Here is a 23,587-nt window from a genome sequence, read left to right on the forward strand (position 1 = left end):
TTCAACAATCAGCGTCAGAACGGATCTTGCCCTGTAGAGCATCGGCGAAACTTCCGACGGCGCTTATCCGCAGCGACCGACTGGCAGCCCGACGCTTAATGCGCATACCATGCGGCCACAACGTCCAAACAGAATTTGCCTGCCCATGCTCAAAGCCAGTCTGCGAAGCCACCTGACCCTCTGGTTCGCCGGTTTGTCCCTGCTGACCCTGGTGAGCGTCGGCTTCTATGTCGGCCATATCGCCACCGAACAGATGAAACAGGCCAGCGGCAGTGCCCTGCTCAATACCGCGCGTTCGGCGGCGACGCTGCTCGGTGACCAGTTGCGCGAACGCCAGCTGGAGGTTTACCTGCTCAGCCGTGCGCCGCATCTGGAACGTGGCGATCTCGACAACCCGGCGATTCTCAAGTCAATGCAACTGCGCACCCAGGCCCGTGCCGAGTATGCGTGGATGGGTGTGACCGATGCCGAGGGCCATGTGCATCAAGCGGTCAATAATTTGCTGGTCGGGCAATCGGTGCAGCAACGCCCATGGTTTCAGGCGGGTCTGCGGGGCGAGTACACCGGTGACCCGCACGAAGCGGTGTTGCTGGCCAAACTGCTACCGGGAACACCCAACGGCGAACCGCTGCGCTTCATCGATTTCGCCGCCCCGATCCGCAACGCCGACGGCCAGGTGATTGGCGTACTGGGGGCGCACGCGCACTGGAGCTGGGTGACGCGCATCGTCGAATCGGCAGCGTTCTCGCATAAAAATGCCTCGCCGGATATCGAAGCGCTGATCATTGATCACGATGGCAAGGTGCTGTACCCGGAAGCGCTGATGGGCCAGCAACTGGCGGTGAATGATTCGAAGTCGCCGGGCTGGTCGGTCGGCAACGGTTACCTGACCAGCATGGTCACCGTACCGACGCCTTCGAGTACCGCGCTGTCATGGTCGATTGCCGTGCGCCAGCCATTGGACACCGCGCTGGAACCGGCACGCCTGCTGCTCTATAAATTGCTGCTGCTGGGTGTGGCCGCCGCCGTCGCGTTCGGGCTGGTGGCGTATTACCTGGCGCAGTACCTGAGCCGGCCCATCGAGCAACTCGCGCATTCTGCCAAACAGGTGCAGAACCAGCAGCCCGGCGCACACTTCCCGCTGCAACACCCGGTGCGGGAAATCGCCCAGCTGGGGCAGTCGATTGACGCCATGACCCAGTCGCTGCTGGCCAAGGAACGCGAACTGCAGGAAGCCAACGCCTCCCTGGAAGCCACCGTCGCCCAGCGCACCGCCGCACTCATGCAGGCCAATGCCGAACTGTTGAACCTGGCGACCCACGATGCCCTGACCGGCGTCTACAACCGCCGTCGCTTCGACGAAAAACTCAGCGAGTACAGCCTGCTCTTCCGCCGCACCGGGCGACCGTTTGCCCTGCTGCTGATTGACGCCGACCACTTCAAGCGCATCAACGACACCTACGGCCATGCGATTGGCGACGACGTGCTGCAGCAATTGGCGCAACTCATTCAGGTCAGCGTGCGCGCCACCGATTTCGTCGCCCGTTACGGCGGCGAGGAGTTCGCCGTACTGCTGCCGGAAGTTGCCCAGCCTGATACGCCAGAGGTGGTAGCCGAAAAGATCCGTGTTGCCGTGGCACTGGCGCACTTTCCCAACATCGGACAGGTCACGGTAAGCATTGGCGTCGCGCTGGCCGATCCGGCGGACAACAGTCACACGATGCTGATCAAACGTGCCGATCAGCAGCTGTATCAGGCGAAAGCGGCGGGCCGTAATCAGGTGGCTTGATCAGCGAGGTGTAAGGAGTCGAGTTGTCCTCGCCGAAAAATCAAGGTTTCAAGTCATCGACAAGCTTTTTCATCACCAGATCGGAAACATGGGTGAACGCCGTGCGCAATGCCTCGGGGTCAGTCGCATATTGCTCCGGTGTATAGGCGATGGTGTTGGCGTCGTTGAACACTGAAATGGTTTCGAAGTTACGCCATACCGCAGAGCCATTGCGCTTGATGGACGCATTGGCGCCGATAACCGGGTACAGCACGGTGCTGTAGTTCTTCAGGGAAAGTCCCCACTGCATCACGAGGATTTCCACTTCGGCGTCAGCCTGCTCGCCCTCACCCACGACAGTGAAGACTCGTTCCTGCTGGATGCGTTTGACGAAACTCTGGCGGATCAACTGACTCAGGTCGATACCGTTGGCTTTCATATTGTTCTGGATCGCTCGGGAAATATCGCCAGTCAGCACATCGCCCGTTTTAGTCCCGGCCACGGAGCCTGCCCCGGTCAGTGCTGCTGTACCGGCAGAGGATGCACCGGCCACCATGCCGGTTGCTGCGCCGGCACCCGCGCCCAGGCCTGCACCCCATGCCTGAGTCATGCTGGTGTACTGGAAATTGTCGACCGCAACAAACACCGGCAACACCTTCAGGGTCTTGATTTGCTGGCGGTCTTCAGTGCTGAGGTTTTTGGTCACGCAACCAGAGAGCAATGCCAGCGCACAAACAATACCGAGAATCTTCTTCATATCAGGCAGGATCCAGAACATGGGTGACAGTCGTATCGCCCGCCGCCTGCATTTCTTGAATCCGTATGAGCTGGAGAGTCAGGCTTGCGTGCCTGATCCGGATCAAACGAGCGAACTCAGGTATTGGTCTTCAACTTGGTCAACAACCGCGCAATCGCCGACGGCCGTTCCTCCACGGTGAACACAACCTCGATGAGCTGGCATTGGGCGTGTTGGTGGTGCCGTTCGGATCACTGCTGAAGACGGGCGGAATTTACGCGTTACGCCTGCAACCGGCGACGGCTTCGCATGCGGCGTGCGCGGTGGTCATGCAGTGGTTTGCCGCGCAGGTCGAGAAAACTCTTTAGTTGGCGAACTGCTGCAGATACGCCAGCAAATTATCGATCTTCTCCTCGTCACTCAGCCCCCAGAAAATCATTCGCGTGCCCGGCACCACGCCTTTTGGATCTTTCAGATACGCGGTCAGCGTGTCGCGATCCCAGGTCTTGCCGGAGTTTTTCATCGCCTCGGAATACACGTAATTGGCCGACGTCCCGGCCGGTCGGCCAATGATGCCGTTGAGTTGCGGGCCGAAGCCGGGGCGCGCGTCCGGGCCAACCTGATGGCAGCCGCCGCACAGACGTGGAAAGATCTTTTCGCCGGCTGCCGGATCGCCTGCGGCGCGGGCGGTTGAGCTGAACAGCACGGCGGTTGCGGCCAGGGCAAGAAGAAATGAAGCGGTGTTTTTCATCGGGCAATCCAGAACGGTGTGATGCAGTCGAGGCAAGGCTAACATTTTGTGGCGAGGGCACTTGCTCCCGCTGGGTTGCGTAGCGACCCCAATATGGGCCTGCGCTGCAGGCCAGCGGGAGCAAGCTCCCTCGCCACAGGTGTATTACACAGTCAGTATTTTTACAGATAAGCGCCGATGACCTTTCTGACGGTGATCAATGCCTGGCGCAAGACATCCATCGGCACCGACCCTAACGCCAGCCGAATCGCATGCGGCACATGCGCCGACACCGCGAACGGCTCGGCAGTCGTCACCGAAATCTGCTCGTGCATCAACTCCACCACAATCTGATCCGCGCGCACATCTTCTGGCAGCGGCAGCCACAAGAAGTATGAAGCTGGATGTCCGATGCACGTCAGCCCTTGCAGTAACTCAGTGGCGAGCATTTGCCGGGCCTTGGCGTCGTCGCGTTTTTGTTGTTCCAGCAGGGTGACGGTGCCGTCGTCGAGCCAGCAGCAAGCCATTGCAGTCATCACGCCGGGGGTGTTCCAAGTGGTGGCGCGAATGATCCGCTCCAGCGCCGGCACCGTGTGCAGCGGCGCGGCAATGAAGCCGACGCGCAGGCCGGTGGCGATATTTTTCGACAGCCCCGACACGTACACCGTGCGTTCCGGTGCCAGATCGACCAGGGTGCGCGGTGGGTTTTCCACCAGAAAAGCGTAGGCCGCGTCTTCGATGATCGTCAGATCATGGCGGCGGGCGAGCGCGACCAACTGCTCGCGCTGTTCGATCGGCGTCACCCAACCCAAGGGATTGTGCAAGGTCGGCATGCTGTAAATCGCCCGCACCGAACGGCTGCGACAGAGCTTGTCGAGCGCCGCCAGATCCGGCCCGTGATCACCGGGCGGAATCGCCACCACTTCCAGATGCAGCGCTTCGGCCAGTACCTTGAAACCGGAATAGGTCAGCGCATCGGCCGCAATCACATCACCGGGTTTGAGCAAGGCCATCAACGTCACCGCCAACCCTTGCTGGGCACCGTTGACGATCAACACCTGCCCGGCATCGACCTGCACTCCGAGAGCCTGCAAATGCTGCGCAACCGAAGCGCGCTCATGCTGGCGCCCGGCGTGGGGTTGGTAACGCAGTAAGGCTTCCAGATCACCGGACAGCGCCAACTGGCGTAACGCCGTACGCAACAGATCGGCCTGGCCGGGCAGCGATGGATAGTTGAAATTCAGATCGATCATGCCGACCGCCACGTCTTTCTGGTCGATGCCCTGCCCCGGCGACAACGAGGTTTCGCGCACGAACGTCCCGCGCCCGGTTTCGCCGCTGACCAGTCCCATCGCCTCAAGCTCGGCGTACACCCGCGACGCGGTGACCAGCGCCAACCCCGCACTCGCTGCCAGTTCCCGGTGGGTCGGCAGTCGGGTTCCGGGCGCCAGACGCCCCGCGCGAATGTCTGCGGCGTAGGCGTCAACGAGCGTCTTGTAGCGCGAGCGCGGCATGCTGGATGTATCCATGACAATTATTTGATTGTGCTGATTCTCAGCCTCAGCATGGCTCGAAAGCAACTCACCTTTTGAGCGTGACCTGTATGGAACGGACTTCGAACCTGGTTAATCCCGCCCTGGAAAAAACCAGCGGCTGGATCAATGGCTTTATCGGCGTGGTGATCTTCAGCGGATCGCTACCTGCGACGCGTCTGGCGGTGCTGGAATTCGATCCAGTGTTCCTCACCGTCGCGCGCGCAGCCATTGCCGGCGCGTTGGCGCTCATTCTGTTGAGGCTGTTTCACGAACGGCGTCCGGCACGCGATCAGTGGTTGTCGATATTGATTGTGGCGCTGGGCGTGGTGCTGGGCTTTCCACTGCTGACGGCATTGGCGCTGCAACACGTGACGTCGGCGCATTCGATTGTGTTTGTAGGACTGCTTCCCCTGGCGACGGCGATTTTTGCCGTGCTACGTGGCGGCGAGCACCCGCGACCGGTGTTCTGGGTGTTCTCGATTCTCGGCAGCGCGTTGGTCGTGGGCTTCGCCCTGTCACAGGGGCTGACCGCCTCGCCCACCGGTGATCTGCTGATGCTAGCCGCGATTCTGGCCTGTGGCCTGGGTTATGCCGAAGGCGCGAAGCTGTCGCGCGTCCTCGGCGGCTGGCAGGTCATCTGCTGGGCGCTGGTGTTGTCGCTGCCAGTGATGACGGTGCTCAGCCTGTGGCTGGCGCCCGCCTCGTTCAGCCACATCAGCCTGTCGGCCTGGCTGTGCCTGGCCTACGTGGCGCTGTTCAGCATGCTGATCGGCTTTGTGTTCTGGTATCGCGGCTTGGCCCAGGGCGGAATCGCGGCAGTGGGACAGCTGCAATTGCTGCAGCCGTTTTTCGGTCTGGCGCTGGCGGCGACGTTACTGCATGAACAGGTCAGCGTGGGGATGCTGGCGGTGACGCTGGGGGTGATTTTGTGTGTGGCGGGGGCGAAGAAATTTGCCAGATAACCCGACCGCCTCTGTAGGAGCTGCCGCAGGCTGCGATCTTTTGATGTTGATCTTTTAAAAGACAAGATCAAAAGATCGCAGCCTGCGGCAGCTCCTACAGGGAGGATCAGTGGTGTTCGACGCCCGCGCGTTTCAGCAGTTTCTTGCAGCGCTCGGACAGATGAAACACCTGCAACTCCTTCCCGGCCTTGGCGTAACGCTCGCGCAAGGTCTTCAGTGCGGCAATCGCCGAATAGTCAACGAAGCTCAAATGCCGGCAATCCAGCGTCACCCGGGCCGGGTCATTGGCCGGGTCGAACTGGTTGAGAAACGGCGTGGTCGAGGCGAAAAACAGTGTGCCGTGCAGGCGATAAAGTTTGCTGCCGTCGGCTTCCAGATGTTCATCGGCGTACAACTCGCGGGCCTGCTGCCAGGCAAAATTCAGCGCGGCGATGATGATCCCGCAGAGCACGGCGGTGGCCAGATCGGTGAACACGGTGATGGTGGTTACGGCAATGATCACCAGCACATCGTTGAGCGGCACTTTGTTCAACACCCGCAACGAGGCCCAGGCGAAAGTCTGCTGTGACACCACGAACATCACGCCCACCAGTGCCGCCAGCGGAATACGCTCGATCAGCGGCGACAGAAACAGGATGAACAGCAGAATCAACACCCCCGCGACCACCCCGGACAAACGCCCGCGTCCGCCGGAGCTGAGGTTGATCACAGTCTGGCCGATCATTGCGCAACCGCCCATGCCACCGAACGCGCCGGAGACCACGTTCGCCGCGCCCAGCGCCACGCATTCGCGATCCGGATAGCCGCGGGTTTCGGTGATTTCGTCGGTGAGGTTCAGGGTCAGCAGGGTTTCCAGCAGACCGACCAGCGCCATCAGAATCGCGTACGGAGCGATGATGCGCAGGGTCTCCAGGCTCCATGGGATATCCGGCAAGGCGAAAGTCGGCAGACCGCCGGCGATGTGCGCCATGTCGCCGAGGGTGCGCGTCGGCAGGCCGAACAGTTAGACCAGCAGGCCCACACCGAGGATCGCCACCAATGCCGGCGGCACCGCGCGGGTCAGGCGCGGCAGAATGTAGACGATGGCCATGGTCAGCAGCACCAGCCCGGTCATCAGGTACAGCGGCGTGCCGCTGAGCCAGTGTTCACCGCTCTTGAAATGCTCCAGTTGCGCCAGGGCAATGATGATCGCCAGGCCATTGACGAAACCGAGCATCACCGGATGCGGCACCATGCGCACCAGTTTGCCCAGGCGCAACAAGCCGAACGCCATCATGATCAGGCCACCGAGCAACACGGTCGCCAGCAGGAATTGCACGCCGTGCTGCACCACCAGCGCGACGATCACCACCGCCATCGAACCCGCCGCACCGGAGACCATTCCCGGCCGGCCGCCGAACAACGCAGTCAACGTGCAAATGAAAAAGGCGCCGTACAGGCCCATCAGTGGATTGAGATGCGCCACCAGCGCGAACGCAATGCATTCGGGCAACAAGGCAAACGAGGTGGTGAGTCCGGCCAGGACATCGGCGCGCAGACGTTGTGGTTTCATGGCTTACCTGACTGACGGCCGACGAGCGCGGCCGCTGATGTTCACGAAAATGAGGGTTGCGGATGTTACGGAAATGTCCGGGCTCGGGCCAGTGATCGCTGACACCCGACGAAGCGACCTTTATGCTGGCGCGTCCTGCATCCACCGAGTACGACCATGACTGCATTGCTGACCGCCCGCGACGTTTGCCAGCGCTTGCGCGAGGCTGCGCTGGGACGTCTATCGCTGACTCATGTCGACGGGCCACTCGCTGCCAATCACATATGGCTGGATCTTGAAGGCTGGAAGCTACAGGTCGAATTTGATGGTCAGCGTCTGCATCATTGCAAACAGTGCCGCTGTCCGGATGGCAAAGAATGGGTGTTCGGCAGCTCGCAGTTTTTCGGTACCGACCCGATCAGCCTGTTAAGTACTTGGGAGCTGGCTCAAATCGAAGTTCGTTTGGCGACCAGTGCCCAATAAACAATACGCTGACGTTCTACTCTTTTCGATGGCCGTCGCCGCTGCATTTTTTCCTGGCAATGACACCGGCATAATACCAACTCGCCATCATTCATGGATCTGAAAATGTCTACTCAGGAACAATGGTATCCACCTAAAGCAAATTGGCTGGGCAACGCTTTTGGCTGCCCACCGTTCGACGTCGTCAATCAGATGCTTTACCAAGCGGTTAAGGACAATCCAGACAATGACGAGCCGGCGCAAATCATCGGAAAACTGATGCTGATCGGTCGAACTTATTCGGCATCGGTCGAGCGCCGGAAAACCAATGGCACTTCAAAAGACGAACGCCAGGCGCTGGATGTGATTATCGAGGCGGCCCATGCCATTGCTCAGTCCGATGTTCATGACCTGCTGGCGAAAATTCCTCGACCGGCTGTGCTTTCCTTGCGCAACATCGACCAGGCGACAGCGATCCATGCCCAATTGTGCAAAGCATTGAGCGCTGCCAATAAACGGGAAAACAGCAGCCTGGCGTCCAAATACTTGCACTTCCACCGCCCGAATTTTTTTCCGATAGTCGATTCACTCGCCCGATTGAGCTGGTCATGGGTCATGGACGCTCGGGGGGAAAGCTATCGGGGTTATACGACATTCGGCAAAGTTGCGCGTTATGGCGAGTGGTGCAAGAAAGTGCTCAATCTACAGAATGATATGAAAGCGCTATTCGCGCATGACGTGTCTCTGCGCCAAGTCGACAACTACCTGCTTTCCATCATGTCACTGGACGGAAAAGGAGGCTGGGGATTACCGGTTTTGATCAATCAGGTACGGGCTGATTGACGCCGGGCAGCGCCTGTCGTTATCCGACCTTGACTCTCCAGGTATCAACCTGTCGCGCTTTTTCTTTTAGAGGTGATCAATTGCCAACCATCATGACCTGTGGCCATGCGTCCAGACGAACCGAATTCAGCTACAGAGGCAATGCCCGCACAGGTATTACCCTGGAGTTTGAATCAGGCGAGGTAACTATCAGCAGTGCAGTCATCAATGCCATAACACTGAACTTTCACGGTCAGCGAGTTCGCGGCGGTTTCGACATGACCAATGCTCCTCCCCACAGTGTGGGATCGTTTCTGGAGAGTAACTGGCCGGCCCTTACACCGCGTCATGCGTCATTTCTTTGCGCTGTGCTGGATCACGAAGGGGTGGCGCGTTGCCATCTGGTGGGCAACGCAGTATGGGTGGATTTCATCTAGCAGATGAACGCAAACGGCGGCCCTTTTGATGTTGATCAATGATGGCACTCTGCCCATAATCCGCCCCCTTTATTCCTCACGCAAGGAAACGCCGTGAAAAAGTCTCTGTTGTTGATCCCGATGCTGGCCGTGCTGCTGCAAGGTTGTGGCATGACCATGACCCGCTATGAGCCGAGCTTCGAAAACGTCCAGAAGCTCAAGCAGACCCCGCCCCTGCATGCGGTCAGCAATCCACTGGTGACGGCCGAGTCCGGCGAAGGCTCGCTGACCGTGCGGGCCAATCCGGTGCGCTCGCCGTCCGGCAGCATCCCGGCGCATATCCAGGACGCGATCACCGAAGAACTGCGCAAGGCCGGCCTGCTTGATCCACAGGCTCAGCGTCAGTTGAAAGTGCTGGTGGTGAAGAACAACCTGTCGGCCGGCATGGGCACAGGCGAAGGTCAAATCGCGGCACGCTTCACTCTGCTCAATGGCCAGAATGTGGTCTACGACGCAACCAAGAATGTCAGCAGCCAGTGGAGCAGCAGCTTCTTCGGTTTCATTGCGATCCCGAATGCGGTCAACGCCTATAACCCGATGCTGCGTGATCTGTTGAAGGAACTGTACAGCGATCCGCAGTTCATCCAGGCCCTGAAGTAAGGGCAAAAAAAGAGCCGCAATTGCGGCTCTTTTTTTGGCATCAGGCCCGCGGAGTGCGGGTCTCGAGTGCCGAGTATTTCAGGTTGTTATTGTCGATCATCTGCTTGAGCAGCGCGTTGACCTGACGGGCGAACGTGTCGTTGACCGCGGCCTTCGGGGTGTTGCCCATCAGCGGAATGAACCAGATACCGATCCAGGTACCGACCGCATCATGGTTGCTCGCGGTGGTCAGGGCCTGGCCTGTTCCGTCCACGGCTTCGAGGCTCATGGTGTACTGATCGGTGCCGTACGCGGGGATTACCCCGAGGCTGAAACCACTGATGAAGCCCAACACCATCGAACCGGCATTCGGCGGATGGTTGTACATTTTCAGACGCAGGCTGTAGTCACCCGGTTGCTTCTGGAACTCGTCCAGGGTGACGCGGCCGAACAGGCCCGAATCGGTCAGAATTTTTTGCAGCTCAGGTTTGAGCTGATCTCGCGCTTGCGGCACTTCTACGGCCGAAGTGCTTTTCGGCTCGCCCTGATAGAAGTCGAAGTCCACATACACGTTCGGTTTATTCGCGTAGCTGGCCATCGATGGCAGCTTGACCGGCGCGACTTCGTCTTTGGTGAAACTGGCACAACCACCGAGCGCAAGCACCAGGCCCAGCGCCAGGATTTTCCCGAATTGCATGTTGTCTTCCCTATGTGAACCGAGCCAAATGATAGCAATGAGCCTCCATTGCGGAGGCGGGGCGGATTCTAGAGAGAGCGCTCGCTTGAGGAAAGGCCGCTTCGGGAAATTTACTCATAAAAATTCGCTCAGCTCTGCCGCAAATCAAGCAGTCAGCTGGCCTCATCGCTATATAGTTTTGTATATTGCGAAACCAAATTGTCAGTATCTGCCCATGCCAACCATTTACATCGTGTTCCCATGAGCGCCATCCGCGTACGCAACGAGCAACTGATCCTCGCCGCCGCCAGCGAAGAATTTGCCGCCAACGGTTTCGACGCCACTCAGACCCGCGATATCGCCGCCCGCGCCGGCGTGCCCAAGGCCAACCTGTATTACTACTTCCAGACCAAAGAAAACCTCTACGCCAAGGTTCTGCTGGGGTTCGTCGAACCGCTGCTGGAAGCCTCGGCGGCGTTACGTGAAAGCGACGATCCGATGATCGGCCTGCGCGCCTACGTCGCCGCGCGCATCCGCATCGCCCGTGAACACCCGGCGATTGCCAGGGTTTTCAGCGGCGAGCTGCTGCTGGGGGGCCGCCAGCTACCGACCGAATGCCGCGACCTGCTGCACGCCGAAGCCCGGCGCAACGTCGACTGCTTGCGCAGCTGGATCGACCGCGGCCTGCTGGCCCCGGTGGATCCTGAGCACCTGATGCTGTTCATCTGGTCGGCGACCCGCACCTACACCAACATTGGCTGGCAAATGGGCTGCATCACCGGGCGCGCAGTGCCGCAGGATGAGGATTATCGGACGGCGGCGGAGACGATTACGCGGATGGTGCTGGAGGGGGTGGTGTCGGAACCGGTCGCGAGTGCGCGTGGCTGGTTGTTTGCGACTTGACTGCAGCGGGGCTGTTGGTCAGCCCCGTCGACATTTCGCCAAAACCTCGCCGCAGAGAATCAGGGCATGAAATCCAGCGGCAACGTCTCACCGTTCTCTATTCGCTTGTGCCAGGCAAGCAATGCTTCGGGCACACGTTTTTTCCATTGCAGCGCGTTGGTGTAATAGCGGGCACGCAAATTACGCTGCTCATCGAACACCAATAAAACCAGCCATACCCGAGCGTCCGGCGCGCGCATCAGAATGCCTGCATTGGTGTTGGCCAGCCCACGCAACCAGAACTCATCGACCTGAGCATCCGGCACATCGCGGGAAGCATCAGCCGTCACCATCGATCCACTGTTTTGCAACAACGTCTGATAATCGCCTTTGAGCAGAGTGTGTAATAGCTCGTTTTCCTGCTCAGTCCGCGCCACCCCCAGACTCAGCAAGTCGTAATCAATCGCCACTGGCTGTTCCGATGCCACGTAGCGACCGCCGTAGTAAACCCCCATTCCACCGCCGCAGGTAGGGTCTGCACCATCCTGGTCAATGTCCAACAGACCGTTGAATGCGCTGAACTTCAACGAACAGTCATCTTGGGCATAGTGTGCTTCGCTGCCCACAATGTTGGCGACGCCATCCATATCGCCGGAGTTGGCGCCAGCCACGCCTGAAATATCAAAGGCGATATGAGTGGCATCGATACGCTTGGTTTTAACCTCGACCGACGATGATACGCCCCATGGAATGAGTTGCCAGGTCGCATCCCAATTGAAGGGTTTGGCCATGAATTCCAGTGCTTTGAGGCGCATCAGGTATTCCCGGCGCAAACAGGCCACATCCACAGCACATTGATTGCGTTGCTTTAGCCAGCCTCGCTGATCGGCCTTCAAGGCTTTCGAATCCGCAACTTTCGGCAACGTGACACGCCACAGAGAGCTCAGTTTTTCATCAAGGTTGGAGATGTAGGGATCAGAACAAATGGTTTTTTCAGCCGGGCTGGTGGCGCCGGTGCAATCGAAACTGGTGGCATGCGCGGTAGTGGAAAATACCAGGGATGTCAGCAGCAAGGCGTGGCGGGGTTTGAAAGACAACATCGACAGATTCCATTCTTCGGGGCGCGGGATTATGCCAGTGAAGTGCGGTCAGTACTGCCGTCTTCGCGAGCACGCCCGCTCCCACAGGGATTTTTTGCTGTACATGGAATCTGTGAACACCATCAATCACTGTGGGAGCCAGCCTGCTGGCGATTGGGTGGGTACAGCTTGCATCTTCATTAACAGATCCATCGCCATCGCTGGCAAGCCAGCTCCCACAATGATCTGTGTTGTTCAAAGACTTCGTGATCCATGCCAAACCCTGTGGGAGCTGGCTTGCCAGCGATGAGGCCAGTAAGAACAACAGAGCTATTTTCGGGCTTCAGAAAATGACCTCGGTTGCGGGTTTGACGTCAATGCGTCCGGTGGCCCCCGTCAGGTGCGCCAGATCCTTGTTGTGTTCGGCGATGATGTCTTCGGCGCTCATGTTGCCGTTGTCGAGAGTGGAATGAGCGTCTGCTACGAGGACGACGTCGTAACCCAACTGATGGGCCTGGCGCACGGTGGCGTTGACGCAATAGTCGGTTTGCAGGCCGCAGATGATCAGGCACTCGAAGTCTTCACCGGGCAGCAGTTTGCCCAGCTCGGTCTGGTAGAACGAATCCGGGGTGGTTTTGCGTATGCGCAGGTCTTGATCTGCCGTCAGCAGGCCATCGGCGAGTTGCCAGCCTTCGGCTCCATGGGCCAGCGGGCTGTCCTTTTCTTCATGCTGCACCAGCACCACCGGCACGCTAGCCTTGCGCGCGCGAGTGCTGAGCTGGTTGATGGTGTCGATGACGCGGCGAATGTCGAAGCACTGATATTGGCCCGAGCAGAGAGCCTGTTGGACGTCGATGATCAGCAATGCGCTAGACATGATGGGCCTTCCTTGATCGAACGTTGAAACCGGGGCGGAGCAGCGCCCGCCCCCTTTTTACCCCTGTCAGTAGCCTAGTGACAATCCGGTATTGCGTCGTGGATCGTTGGCCCCGTAGAAGCGGTTTTTGCCCACTGGCTTACCGCCCAGCGACGGCGCGCCGACCAGGATCGCGGCGATGTGGTTGGCGTCCTGCGGCCCGGCGAACTTGTGGCCCCAGCTCTCAAGGAGCTTCTTCGTATCCGGGCTGGCCGCGAAGTCTTCGAGGTTGGTTTCCTCAGGCATCCATTGCTGGTGGAAGCGCGGCGCGTCCACCGCTTCCTGCAGGCCCATGCCATAGTCGATGACGTTGAGCATGGTCAGCAAGGTCGCGGTGATGATGCGGCTGCCACCCGGCGTACCGACCACCATCACCACTTTGCCGTCCTTGGTGACGATGGTCGGGCTCATCGACGACAGCGGAGTTTTGCCGGGAGCGATGGCATTGGCCTCGCCCTGCACCAGACCGTACATGTTCGGCACGCCGACCTTGGAGGTGAAGTCGTCCATCTCGTCGTTGAGGATCACCCCGGTCTTGCTCGCCATCACCCCGGCGCCGAACCAGTCGTTGAGGGTGTAGGTCACCGACACTGCGTTGCCCCACTTGTCGACGATCGAATAGTGCGTGGTGTTGTTGCCTTCATGGGGCGCGACGCCGGGTTTCAGTTCGGCGGAGATTCCGGCCTTCTGCGGCTGGATCGCGTTGCGCAGCTTGGTCGCGTAGTTCTTGTCCAGCAGATGCTCGATCGGGTTCTTCACAAAATCCGGGTCGCCCAGATAGCTGTTGCGATCAACATAGGCATGGCGCATCGCTTCGATCTGGTAGTGCATGCCCTGGGCCGAATGGAAGCCCAGGTCCTTCATCGGATAGCCTTCAAGAATGTTCATGATCTCGCAGATCACCACCCCGCCGGAGCTTGGCGGTGGCGCCGAAACCACGTGGTAGCCGCGGTAATCGCACTCCACCGGGGCCAGTTCGCGGGTCTTGTATTTGTCGAGGTCGGCCTGGGTGATGATGCCCTTGTTGGCCTGACTGGAGGTGACAATGGCGTCGGCCACCCAGCCCTTATAGAAACCGTCAGCGCCTTTTTCCGAAATGGTGCGCAGGGTTTTCGCCAGATCCTTCTGCACCAGTTTCTGCCCGACCTGCTTCGGCTCGCCGTTGTGCAGGAAGATCGAGCCGGAATCACGCATGTCCTTCTTGAATACATCGGTGGCGTAGTCCAGCAAATCGACGTCGCCCTGCTCCAGTTCGAAACCGTCTTCCGCCAGTTTGATCGCCGGGGCGATCATCTCCTTGCGCGGCTTGGTCCCGTACTTGCTCAGCGCCAGCTCCATGCCCGACACGGTGCCGGGCACCGCCACGGCGAGGTGACCGCGGGTGCTCAGGTCCGGGACGACGTTGCCGTCCTTGTCCAGGTACATGTTGGCGGTCGCCGCCAGCGGGGCTTTTTCGCGGAAGTCGAGGAAGGTCTTGCGCCCGTCCGCCAGTTGAATGGTCATGAAACCGCCACCGCCGAGGTTGCCTGCCGCGGGATACACCACCGCCAGCGCATAGCCCACAGCGACTGCCGCATCCACCGCGTTACCGCCACTTTTCAACACATCGACGCCGACATGGGAGGCCAGGTGTTGGGCAGTGACCACCATGCCGTTCTCGGCGGCAACCGGGGCAACGGAAGCGGCGTGGGCCATCAGGCAGCTCAGTGCCAGTGAAGTCGCGATCAGCGTTTTGGCCAAAGGTTCGTACTTCATGAGTCGATCTCTTTTTTGTTTTTGGGTTCTGTGCAGAGCAGAAGGGAACGCTGCAAAAGCACCAAGCAGTATGGTCGCTATTGCGATTTGCGCCTCCCCGATCAGCCAGTATGCTGGACGCCTTCGCCACGCTGATCCGGAGTTCTGCCCATGCCCTACACGTTCATCACCCTGCCCTCACCGGTCGGCGAACTGAAGCTGGTTGCGAACGGCGCACGACTGGCGGCCATCCTCTGGGAAAACGACAAACCGGGCCGGGTGCGCCTTGGTCCGATGAGCGCAGCACCGAACAATCCGCTGCTGCAACGAACCGCACAGCAGCTTGAAGAATACTTCGCCGGCAAGCGTGATCGCTTCGACCTGGCGCTGGATTTTGTCGGCACCGATTTTCAGAAAAAGGTCTGGGCAGCGTTGCTGACCATTCCGTTTGGCGAAACCCGAACCTACAGCCAGATCGCCGAGCAGATCGGTCACCCGACAGCCGTGCGTGCGGTCGGAGCGGCGAATGGGCGCAATCCGATTTCGATTGTGGCGCCGTGCCATCGGGTGATTGGCGCGTCGGGGAAGTTGACCGGATTTGCGGGTGGGCTTGAGGCCAAAGAGCGGTTGCTGGTGTTGGAGGGTGGTAACTGGTCGGCGGTGGGCAGGACTGGGGATTTGTTTTAGAAGATCAAAAGATCGCAGCCTGCGGCAGCTCCTACATGAGAATGCGTTCCCTGTAGGAGCTGCCGCAGGCTGCGATCTTTGCTTTATCGGACAAACAGGTTATTCATCGCCGCATACTGCAACAGCATGATGGTCTTGGCATCGCAGATCTCGCCACGGTGAAATGCAGCCAGTGCTTCATCGAAGCCCCATTCGAGCACTTCCAGCTCTTCGGTTTCTTCTTCCAGGCCGCCGCCCTCACTGACCTTCGATTTCGCGTCGTACTCGGCAATGAAAAAGTGCAGTTTCTCGGTCACCGAACCGGGGCTCATGTAAGCCTCGAACACCTTCTTCACGTCGTGGACGCGGTAACCGGTTTCCTCTTCGGCTTCGTCACGGATCCGCTGCTCCGGTGCCGCACCTTCCAGCAGACCTGCCGCCACTTCGATCAACAAGCCGTCGTGGCCGTTGACGAATACCGGCAAACGGAATTGGCGTGTCAGCACCACGGTGCGCTGTTCGCGGTTGAACAACAGGATCGCCGCACCATTGCCCCGGTCGTAGACCTCGCGCGTCTGCCGCTGCCAGTCGCCGTTGTTGCGCAGGTAGTCAAAGGTAATCTTCTTCAACAGGTACCAGTCGTGGGACAACACCTGAGTGTCGACGATGTTGACCCGCTCGGCTGTCTTGATCATGACGCCTGATCCTTTGTCATCGGAAAACGCCCATAGTCGATTAATCGCGCCCACAAAAAAAGCCCGGCAGCGCTACCGGGCTTCTTTACTTGCGATTAACGGGCGATGCGCGACAACGCATCATCCGTTTCCTGCGCCGCTGTTCGAGCGCTGTGAATCAGCGGTCCATAACGCCGGCTGAACTCCCAGTTGTACGGCAGGCGATCCTTGCTGACGCCGTTGTCCCAGTTCACCGACCAGGTCATCAGGCCCTTGATCGGCAGCCCCTTGATCGCCAGACGCTTGAGCGCATTGCCCACGACGGTGCTGTCGATCACATAACCGGTGGCAGCGGCATCGACGTTGGCCGGCAGGCCGATGACGAATTTGTCCGCCGGGATTCTGGTGAAGCCCCGGGTACCGGTCACCAGACTTTCGGTCAGGTAATAGAGGAAATCCTCTTTCAGCGCGTCGTTGTTCTGCGCGATCCACGCACCATTGCCATTGTTGGCTTCCGGCACCCAGACCCCGTCGCCGCCCTGGTTGTAGAACTGCGGTGCGATGAAGTCGTAGTAGCCTTCCAGCGCCTGCAGGTAACCGACGTATTTGCCGTTGGTGGTCAGGTACGGAAACTCCGGGGCCATGCTGATGATGAAATGCTTGCCCTGGCCTGCGTAGTGATCCTTGACCAGCTTCAGCGCGGCCGGTAACACGGTCTTGTTGGCAGCGAAATCAATCGCGCTCTGTTCAAGATCGATGTCCAGCCCGTCAAAGCCATAGGTTTCCACCAGACGGATGATTTCATTGGCTAGCGGCTGTTCCTGACCGGCACGCAATTCGATGTGCGCATCGGCGCCGCCCAGGGAGACCGGTACCGCCCGCCCCTGGCTGTTGAGCACGCCGACCTGGCGCCGGAACTCGGCATCGGAGACGTTGTACGGTTTGAAGGTCGGAATCCCGCTGCCCTTCATGAACGCCACCGCAACCACGTTGTACTCCTTGGGCACCGCCTCCAGAGCGATCTCGGCAAAGCGGCCCTGGCGGTAGCCGTCACTCGGACCGGCCGGCCAGTTGTGCCAGAAACCCATGAGAATTTTCTTGCCGGCGATGCTTGGCATCAGCGAGGCAGCGTCGGCGGCCTGACTGTGCATTAACGAAAAGTCGATATTTGACATGTTCTAATCCTTCAGAACCTGTGGGTTGAGCGTTACGCCATTATTTGAAGTCGACGTCGAACGCCTGATAGAACGCGTTACCGGTGTTGGCGACAATCCACATCAACACGATGACGTGACGACCCTTTTTGCTGGCCGGCAATTTCACCGAATGATTGACCTTGGCCTTCAATTCCCCCGGATAGCTGTAATACGGCACCTGAGTGTAGAAGTCTTCGGCGAAAGGCTGCGCTTCAAGCTGTGCACGGGAAATACGTTGCTTCGGATCCCAGCCATCCTTGGTGATCAGCCAGCGATATCCACGGGTGGTGTGTGGCGCGGTGTATTCCCACTTCACTTCCAGCATCTGGCCCGGGGTCACACTGAGCAGTGGCCAGTTGAACGGACGGTTGAGCTTTTTGCTCATTTCCTCGTCGGTGAAGTTCACACAGTCACGGGCATCGGTCTTGCCACCGCTGAGAATGTAACCGTCGGCGGGTGGTGTGACGCTGTCGCTGTCACTGCCATAGGGCGCAGGAAAAGGTCCTGCCGTCAGCGCCGGGAAATTCTTGCCCCCTTCCATTTCGTTGACCTGCCAGGCACCGAGCAATCCTTGCTCGATGGCGACCGCACCGCGGCTGGCTGGAGAGGTAACGCGACCGTGTCGCAGTTGGGTTTGAGCTTGTGGTTGATTCATGTTTTTCACTCCGTTGATTTAAGAACTCTCCTGTCCGAGGAGAGGCCTTCAAGCTAACGGAGGTGGTTTTTTTGTCCATCGGCGGTGTTGTCGCAGGTAATCGGCGTCTCTAGTGGAAAACGCCGCAAACACTGGATGCATATACAGTCAATTACGACAACGCCCACCTGACGCATGGCTAAAGGCCTACACGCCGACACAGCAAAAACCCGCATTCATCACTCACTCCAGTTGTGCCTGATATTCCTTTTCGTATTGCCCGGCGAGCTGTTCCTTTTGCTTGTCGTCGAGCAGCTTGCCGGCCATCTGGAAGAATTTCTGCTCTTCCTCCTTGAGATGGTGATGAACCTTGTCGGAAAGTTTTTTAGCGGTGGCCAGCCACGCCGGGCTGGACATCTCGGTCTCATCCAGCTCTTCCATCATCTCGTCCATTTCATGATGTTCCGAGATCGCGTGACGACTGAGATCGACGCCGTTGTCGAACTCCATCAGCGGAATGTAGAAGTGGCGTTCTTCGGCGGTCTCATGAGCCTGCAGTTCGGCCTTGAGCTGTTTGTAGGCTTCGACCCGCTCCGGGGTGTCGCCGCTGGTTTCGACCAGAGCTTTGGCGTAATTGCGCTGACGGTCGTGGCTTTCGCGAAGGGCTTCGAAAATATTCATGGGGGGTCCTCATCAACCGCGTTCGAAATGACGCTGTAGAAGCTAGACCCCGACGCAACAGCGGCGGTTCCAAAGGGATGAGCAAGGACTTGGAAAGCGCCCGCCGGGCAGGATAGGCTGCGCGTTCACCTCACAAGGAAGTTGCGTATGACGTTGCGAATCGAGCTGTCACAGAACCCCACGGAAGAACAGCGCAAGGCTATCCTCGAGCCGTTGATTGCCTACAACGACGCCCAGACCGGGGGCTCCACGTCGGAACCGTTCGCCCTGCTGGTACGTGATGAACACGACGCGATACTCGGCGGCTTGTATGGCCGGGTGATTTTCCAGTGGATGTACATCGAGTTGCTTTCGGTGCCGGAACAGGGGCGCGGCCAGGGTATTGGCTCGAGACTGATGACCATGGCCGAAGAGCTGGCCAACGAGAAGCGCTGCCTGGGCATCTGGCTGGATACCTTCGATTTTCAGGCGCCGGAGTTTTACAAGAAGTTGGGATTCAGCCAGTTTGGCGAGATCGTCGACTATCCGCCGGGGCATAGCAGGCACTATTTCCAGAAGCGCCTGAAGGGTTGAATCTCAAGAGCCCTTCGCGAGCAGGCTCGCTCCCACAATGGAATGCATTTCAAACAGTGGGAGCAAGCCTGCAGCCGCTCAGCGCAATATCAAAGACAGGTCGCCAACCCCGCCAAACGCCGCTTGGCGACAAAATCATCCTTCTGCACGTAGTAATTGAGCACCGTCCCCGACGCATCGCTGGTCACGTCGACAAACGACTCTGCCGAACGGGTATACACCGTCGAGCCGCCCTTCTTGCCCGGTTGCAGATACGCGCCGGCGTCCACGCCAAACACCGCCTCGTCCTGCCAGGCGAATTGCACGCACTGGGCCACGACTTTCTCTGGCTTGTCCGAGGTCAGAACCTTGTAAGGGGCTTTGGTGCGAGAATCGTCCATCACCGAACCCGCGCAGCCCGCCAGCACGGTCGCGGCCAGCGCTACCATCAGAATTCGCATTGCATTCGCTCATTCAGAAAAAAGCGGACTGTATCATCGCAACAGGCAAAATCGTTCTGCTTTACTGCATTTATAGCGCGACACACGCCGGCCGCTCCGGCACCCTAGAGTCATCAGCCTGACAAGGAATACACATGGCGCCCACCGACCAGCGACATGAACAAGCCCTGAAACTGTTTCTCGACGCGCGCCCCGAATTGCGCGAAACCCTCGATCATCTCAATCCACTGCTGGCCCAGGCCAAGGGCGAAACCCCGGCGCAGTATCGTGAGGAACGCCTGCACGAAGCCTTCGAGGCTGAGGCGGAGAATCAAGGCCTGTTCGCTTGGGAACTGACCTTGCAGCTCACGGCGCAAACGCCCGAGGAGTACCAGGCTCAGCGCATGGAGGTGCACCGCGAAGTGGCGGAAATGGCCCACATGAGCTGGGCCGATTACTGCGATCTGTACGGGTTGGAACCTTAACCGCCGCTCAAGGATATCGTCACCGATGCTGCCCTCCACTTCGACTCACCGCGCCACGTCCGGGCATTTGCATCGGCAGAAATGGCGTGGCCGTATCGGTCTGGCACTGGTGGCCAGTCTGTCCGTGCTGGCAGGCATGACCGATGCTATCGGCTTCATGGCCAGTGGCGATTTCGTGTCCTTTATGAGCGGCAACACCACGCGGTTGGCGGTGGCGATCAGTGACGGCGACCTCGGACTGACGCTGCGCCTGGTCATCCTCGTCGTCACGTTCGTGATCGGTAATGCCTTGGGCATCGTGATCGGTCGCCTCAGTGGTCGGCGCACACTGCCCTTGCTGCTGTGCATCGCCACCCTGCTGTGCTTCGCGGCCGCGTGGCCGTATGACACGCAACTGCCGGCGCTGCTGGCGGCGATCATCGCGATGGGCATGCTTAACGCGGCGGTCGAGGAAGTGAATGGTCTGCCGGTCGGCCTGACCTATGTGACTGGCGCGCTATCGCGCTTCGGCCGTGGACTCGGCCGCTGGATGCTCGGCGAACGCCGTAACGGCTGGCGGGTGCAACTGGTGCCATGGAGCGGGATGTTCATCGGCGCAATTCTCGGCGCGGTACTGGAACATCATTTCGGGCTTCGGGCGCTGTTCGCCAGCGGCTTGCTGGCGGCGGCGCTCGGTGTGCTGTCGCTGAGCATTCCGCGGCGTTGGCAACTGGGCTATATGCCCCGCTGATCGAGGCCTCACTCCCCCCCTGTAGGAGCTGTCGAGTGAAACGAGGCTGCGATCTCTTGATCTTGCTTGTAAAGATCAAGAGATCGCAGCGTGCCGCAGCTCCTACATGGATTCGCACTATGACCGATAGCAGCAGGCGGACAGTTATTCCCGCGCAATCGGTGTGTGCAACTTGGGTTTCGCGGCTGCCTTCATAAAGCTTTATCATGGCCGCAGTTTTGCTGATCGAGTCCGTCATGAAGTTCGCCATTGCGCTGTTTTCCGCCGCCCATGCGCCCTCCTCGCGCCGTGCCCTGCTGTTTGCTCAGGCGGCGCTGGCCGCCGGGCATGAGATTGTCCGGTTGTTTTTTTATCAGGACGGCGTGTACAACGCCTCCGACGCGGTGGTCACCCCGCAGGACGAGCTGGACCTGCCCAAACAGTGGCGCGCGTTCATCAGCGAGCAGCACCTGGACGGCGTGGTGTGCATCGCCGCCGCCCTGCGCCGTGGCGTGCTGAATGACGAAGAAGCCAAACGCTACCAGCGTGATGCAGTCGCGGTCAGCGCGCCGTGGGAGTTGTCCGGCCTCGGCCAGTTGCACGATGCAGTGCAGGACGCCGATCGACTGATCTGTTTCGGAGGTGCGTGAGATGGCCAAATCCCTGTTGATCATCAGCCGCCAGTCGCCATGGTCCGGCCCCGGCGCCCGCGAGGCGCTGGACATCGTGCTGGCCGGCGGCGCGTTCGATCTGCCGATCGGCCTGCTGTTTCTCGATGACGGCGTACTGCAATTGGCCGCCGGACAGAACGCCAAGGCCCTGCAACAGAAAGACCTGAGCGCCAACCTGCAGGCGCTGCCGATGTTCGGCGTTGAAGAACTGTTCTACTGCACCGACAGCGCCAGCGCCCGTGGCCTGAGCACGCTGTCGCTGGACGAAGCGCAGCCGCTCGGCGCCAGCGAAATCAGCGCCCTTATTGACCGTTACGACCAGGTGATCACCCTCTGATGTCGACTTTGCATGTGTTGTCTCATTCCCCGTTCGGCGACGAGCGCCTGAACAGTTGCCTGCGCGTGATCGGCGCTGCCGACGCCCTGCTGTTATCCGGTGACGCGGTGTATGCCCTGCAACCCGGCACCGCGCCATTCGCCACGCTGAACGAGCGCCGGGTCAAGCTGTTCGCCCTCGCTGAAGACCTGCAGGCCCGCGCCATCGTTGCTCCCGACTGGGCAGAGGCCATCGATTACCCGGCATTCGTCGAACTGTCGATCCGCCACGACAAGGTCAACAGCTGGCTATGAACTCGATGACTGTCGGCGCACGCGCCATCGAACTGGACAAGGACGGCTTTCTGGTCGACCTCGATGACTGGTCCCATGACGTCGCCAGCGCCCTTGCCGCTGCCGAGGACATCGAACTGACTGCCGAACACTGGGAAGTCCTCGAACTGCTGCGCAGCTTCTACGCGGAATTTCAGCTGTCGCCGGCCACCCGTCCATTGATCAAATACACCGCACTCAAACTCGGCCCGGACAAAGGCAACAGCCTGCACCTGAACCGACTGTTCAAAGGCACCCCTGCCAAACTCGCCGCGAAACTGGCGGGCCTGCCCAAACCGACGAATTGCCTATGACCGACTTTCCAGCGCTGACCCTTGAAACGCCCGCCGAGCACCCGTTCGCGCAGTTCGTGCGAATTCTCGGCAAGGGCAAACGCGGCGCCCGCGACCTGACCCGTGAAGAGGCCCGGGAAGCCATGGGCATGGTGCTCGACGACAAGGTCGAAGACACCCAGCTCGGAGCCTTTCTGATGCTGCTGCGGCACAAGGAAGAAAGCGCCGAAGAAATGGCCGGTTTCACCGAAGCCTTGCGTGAACGCTTGCACGCTCCAGCATTGCACGTCGATCTGGACTGGCCGACCTATGCCGGCAAGAAACGTCATCTGCCGTGGTACCTGCTGGCGGCCAAGTGCCTGGCGCAAAACGGCGTGCGCATCTTCATGCACGGCGGCGGCGCGCATACCGCCGGGCGTCTGTACACCGAACAACTGCTTGGCGAGCTGAACCTCCCGCTGTGCCGCACGTGGCAGCAGGTCGGCAGCGCGCTGGACAACGGCGGTCTGGCGTTCATGCCGCTGATGGACTGGGCGCCGCAGTTGCAGAAGATGATCGACCTGCGCAACACCATGGGCCTGCGCTCGCCGATCCATTCGCTGGCGCGAATCCTCAACCCGCTGCGCGCCCGTTGTGGCCTGCAAAGTATTTTTCATCCGGGCTATCAAGCGGTGCATCGCGAGGCCAGCGGTCTGCTCGGCGACACGGCGATCGTGGTCAAGGGCGACGGCGGCGAGATCGAGATCAACCCGGATGCCGACAGCCATCTCTATGGCACACGCGGTGGGGAGAGCTGGGACGAGGAATGGCCGCAACTGTCCAGTCAGCGCCACGTCAAACCGGCCTCGCTGGACGTTGAACATCTCAAAGCGGTGTGGCGTGGCGACGTGGTCGACAGCTATCCGCAAATGGCCCTGATTTCAACCATGGCCCTGGCCCTGCGCGGCCTCGGGCAAAGCCGCGAGCAAGCGTTCGCAACCGCCGAGCAATACTGGGCCGCGCGCAACAAATCGATTTAACCGATCATAGACGCCTGATCTTTGCGCTTTT

General features: G+C 59.6%; 27 protein-coding genes and 3 pseudogenes. 17 read left to right on the plus strand and 13 right to left on the minus strand.

The window, feature by feature from the left end:
* Positions 1-145: 145 nt before the first annotated feature.
* Positions 146-1,789, plus strand: a complete 1,644-nt coding sequence (locus tag KVQ82_RS18625; RefSeq protein WP_222015145.1) for a diguanylate cyclase — start codon at positions 146-148, stop codon at positions 1,787-1,789.
* Between the two features lie 40 nt (positions 1,790-1,829).
* On the opposite strand, the gene KVQ82_RS18630 is transcribed toward KVQ82_RS18625, so the two are convergent.
* On the minus strand, positions 1,830-2,525 hold the full coding sequence (locus KVQ82_RS18630) for a hypothetical protein (protein ID WP_041074271.1): 696 nt from the start codon (positions 2,523-2,525) through the stop codon (positions 1,830-1,832).
* 206 nt (positions 2,526-2,731) lie between these two features.
* On the opposite strand from KVQ82_RS18630, the pseudogene KVQ82_RS18635 reads away from it, so the two are divergent.
* A pseudogene (locus KVQ82_RS18635) lies at positions 2,732-2,872 on the plus strand (LysR family transcriptional regulator); the annotation flags it as partial.
* Here the strand turns inward: KVQ82_RS18635 and KVQ82_RS18640 are convergent.
* Positions 2,869-3,255 (minus strand): cytochrome c family protein, encoded by a 387-nt coding sequence (locus KVQ82_RS18640; protein ID WP_041074265.1) that lies wholly within the window; start codon positions 3,253-3,255, stop codon positions 2,869-2,871. The pseudogene KVQ82_RS18635 and the gene KVQ82_RS18640 sit on opposite strands and share 4 nt — an antisense overlap.
* A gap of 161 nt (positions 3,256-3,416) precedes the next feature.
* On the minus strand, positions 3,417-4,748 hold the full coding sequence (locus tag KVQ82_RS18645; protein WP_222015146.1) for a PLP-dependent aminotransferase family protein: 1,332 nt from the start codon (positions 4,746-4,748) through the stop codon (positions 3,417-3,419).
* A gap of 89 nt (positions 4,749-4,837) precedes the next feature.
* Between KVQ82_RS18645 and KVQ82_RS18650 the strand changes: the two genes are divergently transcribed.
* Positions 4,838-5,731, plus strand: a complete 894-nt coding sequence (locus KVQ82_RS18650) for a DMT family transporter (protein WP_222015148.1) — start codon at positions 4,838-4,840, stop codon at positions 5,729-5,731.
* Positions 5,732-5,837: 106 nt separating this feature from the next.
* Here the strand turns inward: KVQ82_RS18650 and KVQ82_RS18655 are convergent.
* A pseudogene (locus tag KVQ82_RS18655) lies at positions 5,838-7,283 on the minus strand (SulP family inorganic anion transporter).
* A gap of 156 nt (positions 7,284-7,439) precedes the next feature.
* Between KVQ82_RS18655 and KVQ82_RS18660 the strand changes: the two are divergent.
* The 4 genes from KVQ82_RS18660 (at position 7,440) to KVQ82_RS18675 (ending at position 9,622) form a co-directional block, all read left to right on the plus strand.
* Positions 7,440-7,745: a hypothetical protein gene (locus KVQ82_RS18660; protein WP_222015150.1), complete on the plus strand. Its 306-nt coding sequence runs from the start codon at positions 7,440-7,442 to the stop codon at positions 7,743-7,745.
* Positions 7,746-7,850: 105 nt separating this feature from the next.
* Positions 7,851-8,567, plus strand: a complete 717-nt coding sequence (locus KVQ82_RS18665; protein WP_222015153.1) for a hypothetical protein — start codon at positions 7,851-7,853, stop codon at positions 8,565-8,567.
* 80 nt (positions 8,568-8,647) lie between these two features.
* Positions 8,648-8,983, plus strand: a complete 336-nt coding sequence (locus KVQ82_RS18670) for a hypothetical protein (RefSeq protein WP_147438961.1) — start codon at positions 8,648-8,650, stop codon at positions 8,981-8,983.
* A 93-nt stretch (positions 8,984-9,076) separates the two neighbouring features.
* Positions 9,077-9,622 carry a hypothetical protein gene (locus KVQ82_RS18675; RefSeq protein WP_222015155.1) on the plus strand — a complete coding sequence of 182 codons (546 nt, stop codon included), beginning with the start codon at positions 9,077-9,079 and terminating at the stop codon, positions 9,620-9,622.
* Between the two features lie 40 nt (positions 9,623-9,662).
* On the opposite strand, the gene KVQ82_RS18680 is transcribed toward KVQ82_RS18675, so the two are convergent.
* The gene (locus KVQ82_RS18680) at positions 9,663-10,298 is read right to left on the minus strand and encodes a hypothetical protein (RefSeq protein ID WP_123588268.1); all 636 of its coding nucleotides are present in this window, start codon (positions 10,296-10,298) and stop codon (positions 9,663-9,665) included.
* Between the two features lie 240 nt (positions 10,299-10,538).
* Here KVQ82_RS18680 and KVQ82_RS18685 point away from each other — a divergent pair, with 240 nt between their 5' ends.
* Positions 10,539-11,180: a TetR/AcrR family transcriptional regulator gene (locus KVQ82_RS18685; protein WP_222015159.1), complete on the plus strand. Its 642-nt coding sequence runs from the start codon at positions 10,539-10,541 to the stop codon at positions 11,178-11,180.
* Between the two features lie 59 nt (positions 11,181-11,239).
* Here KVQ82_RS18685 and KVQ82_RS18690 read toward each other — a convergent pair whose 3' ends face one another.
* The 3 genes from KVQ82_RS18690 to ggt form a co-directional block, all read right to left on the minus strand.
* Positions 11,240-12,259: a lysozyme inhibitor LprI family protein gene (locus KVQ82_RS18690; RefSeq protein ID WP_222015160.1), complete on the minus strand. Its 1,020-nt coding sequence runs from the start codon at positions 12,257-12,259 to the stop codon at positions 11,240-11,242.
* A gap of 322 nt (positions 12,260-12,581) precedes the next feature.
* Complete coding sequence (locus KVQ82_RS18695; protein WP_222015161.1) at positions 12,582-13,115, minus strand: cysteine hydrolase family protein; 534 nt, start codon at positions 13,113-13,115, stop codon at positions 12,582-12,584.
* 66 nt (positions 13,116-13,181) lie between these two features.
* Positions 13,182-14,909, minus strand: coding sequence for a gamma-glutamyltransferase (ggt, locus tag KVQ82_RS18700; protein WP_222015162.1), 1,728 nt, complete (start codon positions 14,907-14,909; stop codon positions 13,182-13,184).
* A gap of 150 nt (positions 14,910-15,059) precedes the next feature.
* Between ggt and KVQ82_RS18705 the strand changes: the two genes are divergently transcribed.
* Positions 15,060-15,575 (plus strand): methylated-DNA--[protein]-cysteine S-methyltransferase, encoded by a 516-nt coding sequence (locus KVQ82_RS18705; protein ID WP_222015163.1) that lies wholly within the window; start codon positions 15,060-15,062, stop codon positions 15,573-15,575.
* 83 nt (positions 15,576-15,658) lie between these two features.
* Here KVQ82_RS18705 and KVQ82_RS18710 read toward each other — a convergent pair whose 3' ends face one another.
* The 4 genes and pseudogenes from KVQ82_RS18710 to KVQ82_RS18725 form a co-directional block, all read right to left on the minus strand.
* Positions 15,659-16,249 (minus strand): NUDIX domain-containing protein, encoded by a 591-nt coding sequence (locus tag KVQ82_RS18710; protein WP_222015165.1) that lies wholly within the window; start codon positions 16,247-16,249, stop codon positions 15,659-15,661.
* Between the two features lie 152 nt (positions 16,250-16,401).
* Positions 16,402-17,403, minus strand: a pseudogene (locus tag KVQ82_RS18715) (chitinase); the annotation flags it as partial.
* A 40-nt stretch (positions 17,404-17,443) separates the two neighbouring features.
* Positions 17,444-18,079 (minus strand): lytic polysaccharide monooxygenase auxiliary activity family 9 protein, encoded by a 636-nt coding sequence (locus tag KVQ82_RS18720; RefSeq protein WP_222015168.1) that lies wholly within the window; start codon positions 18,077-18,079, stop codon positions 17,444-17,446.
* 222 nt (positions 18,080-18,301) lie between these two features.
* A complete protein-coding gene (locus KVQ82_RS18725; RefSeq protein WP_041074240.1) occupies positions 18,302-18,739 on the minus strand; it encodes a hemerythrin domain-containing protein in 438 nt (145 codons plus the stop codon).
* A 147-nt stretch (positions 18,740-18,886) separates the two neighbouring features.
* Here KVQ82_RS18725 and KVQ82_RS18730 point away from each other — a divergent pair, with 147 nt between their 5' ends.
* Positions 18,887-19,312 carry an N-acetyltransferase gene (locus tag KVQ82_RS18730; protein WP_041074238.1) on the plus strand — a complete coding sequence of 142 codons (426 nt, stop codon included), beginning with the start codon at positions 18,887-18,889 and terminating at the stop codon, positions 19,310-19,312.
* Between the two features lie 89 nt (positions 19,313-19,401).
* Here the strand turns inward: KVQ82_RS18730 and KVQ82_RS18735 are convergent, their stop codons facing one another.
* Positions 19,402-19,752 carry a hypothetical protein gene (locus tag KVQ82_RS18735; protein WP_041074236.1) on the minus strand — a complete coding sequence of 117 codons (351 nt, stop codon included), beginning with the start codon at positions 19,750-19,752 and terminating at the stop codon, positions 19,402-19,404.
* A 134-nt stretch (positions 19,753-19,886) separates the two neighbouring features.
* Here KVQ82_RS18735 and KVQ82_RS18740 point away from each other — a divergent pair, with 134 nt between their 5' ends.
* From KVQ82_RS18740 to KVQ82_RS18770, 7 genes are all read left to right on the plus strand, one after another.
* On the plus strand, positions 19,887-20,216 hold the full coding sequence (locus KVQ82_RS18740; protein WP_108182343.1) for a DUF6388 family protein: 330 nt from the start codon (positions 19,887-19,889) through the stop codon (positions 20,214-20,216).
* Between the two features lie 25 nt (positions 20,217-20,241).
* On the plus strand, positions 20,242-20,946 hold the full coding sequence (locus tag KVQ82_RS18745; protein ID WP_041074232.1) for a YoaK family protein: 705 nt from the start codon (positions 20,242-20,244) through the stop codon (positions 20,944-20,946).
* Between the two features lie 236 nt (positions 20,947-21,182).
* Positions 21,183-21,575: a sulfurtransferase complex subunit TusD gene (gene tusD, locus KVQ82_RS18750; protein WP_222015169.1), complete on the plus strand. Its 393-nt coding sequence runs from the start codon at positions 21,183-21,185 to the stop codon at positions 21,573-21,575.
* Position 21,576: 1 nt separating this feature from the next.
* The gene (gene tusC, locus KVQ82_RS18755; protein ID WP_041074231.1) at positions 21,577-21,933 is read left to right on the plus strand and encodes a sulfurtransferase complex subunit TusC; all 357 of its coding nucleotides are present in this window, start codon (positions 21,577-21,579) and stop codon (positions 21,931-21,933) included.
* A complete protein-coding gene (tusB, locus tag KVQ82_RS18760) occupies positions 21,933-22,226 on the plus strand; it encodes a sulfurtransferase complex subunit TusB (protein ID WP_121184803.1) in 294 nt (97 codons plus the stop codon). The genes tusC and tusB overlap by 1 nt, the downstream gene beginning before the upstream one ends.
* Entirely contained in the window at positions 22,223-22,558 is a 336-nt protein-coding gene (locus KVQ82_RS18765) for a TusE/DsrC/DsvC family sulfur relay protein (RefSeq protein ID WP_003223861.1), read from the plus strand. The genes tusB and KVQ82_RS18765 overlap by 4 nt, the downstream gene beginning before the upstream one ends.
* The gene (locus tag KVQ82_RS18770) at positions 22,555-23,556 is read left to right on the plus strand and encodes a glycosyl transferase family protein (protein WP_222015170.1); all 1,002 of its coding nucleotides are present in this window, start codon (positions 22,555-22,557) and stop codon (positions 23,554-23,556) included. Before KVQ82_RS18765 ends, KVQ82_RS18770 begins: the two co-directional genes overlap by 4 nt.
* Positions 23,557-23,587: the final 31 nt, after the last annotated feature.

This window comes from Pseudomonas sp. AO-1 (genome assembly GCF_019775695.1).
GTDB classification, from domain to species: Bacteria; Pseudomonadota; Gammaproteobacteria; order Pseudomonadales; family Pseudomonadaceae; genus Aquipseudomonas; species Aquipseudomonas parakoreensis.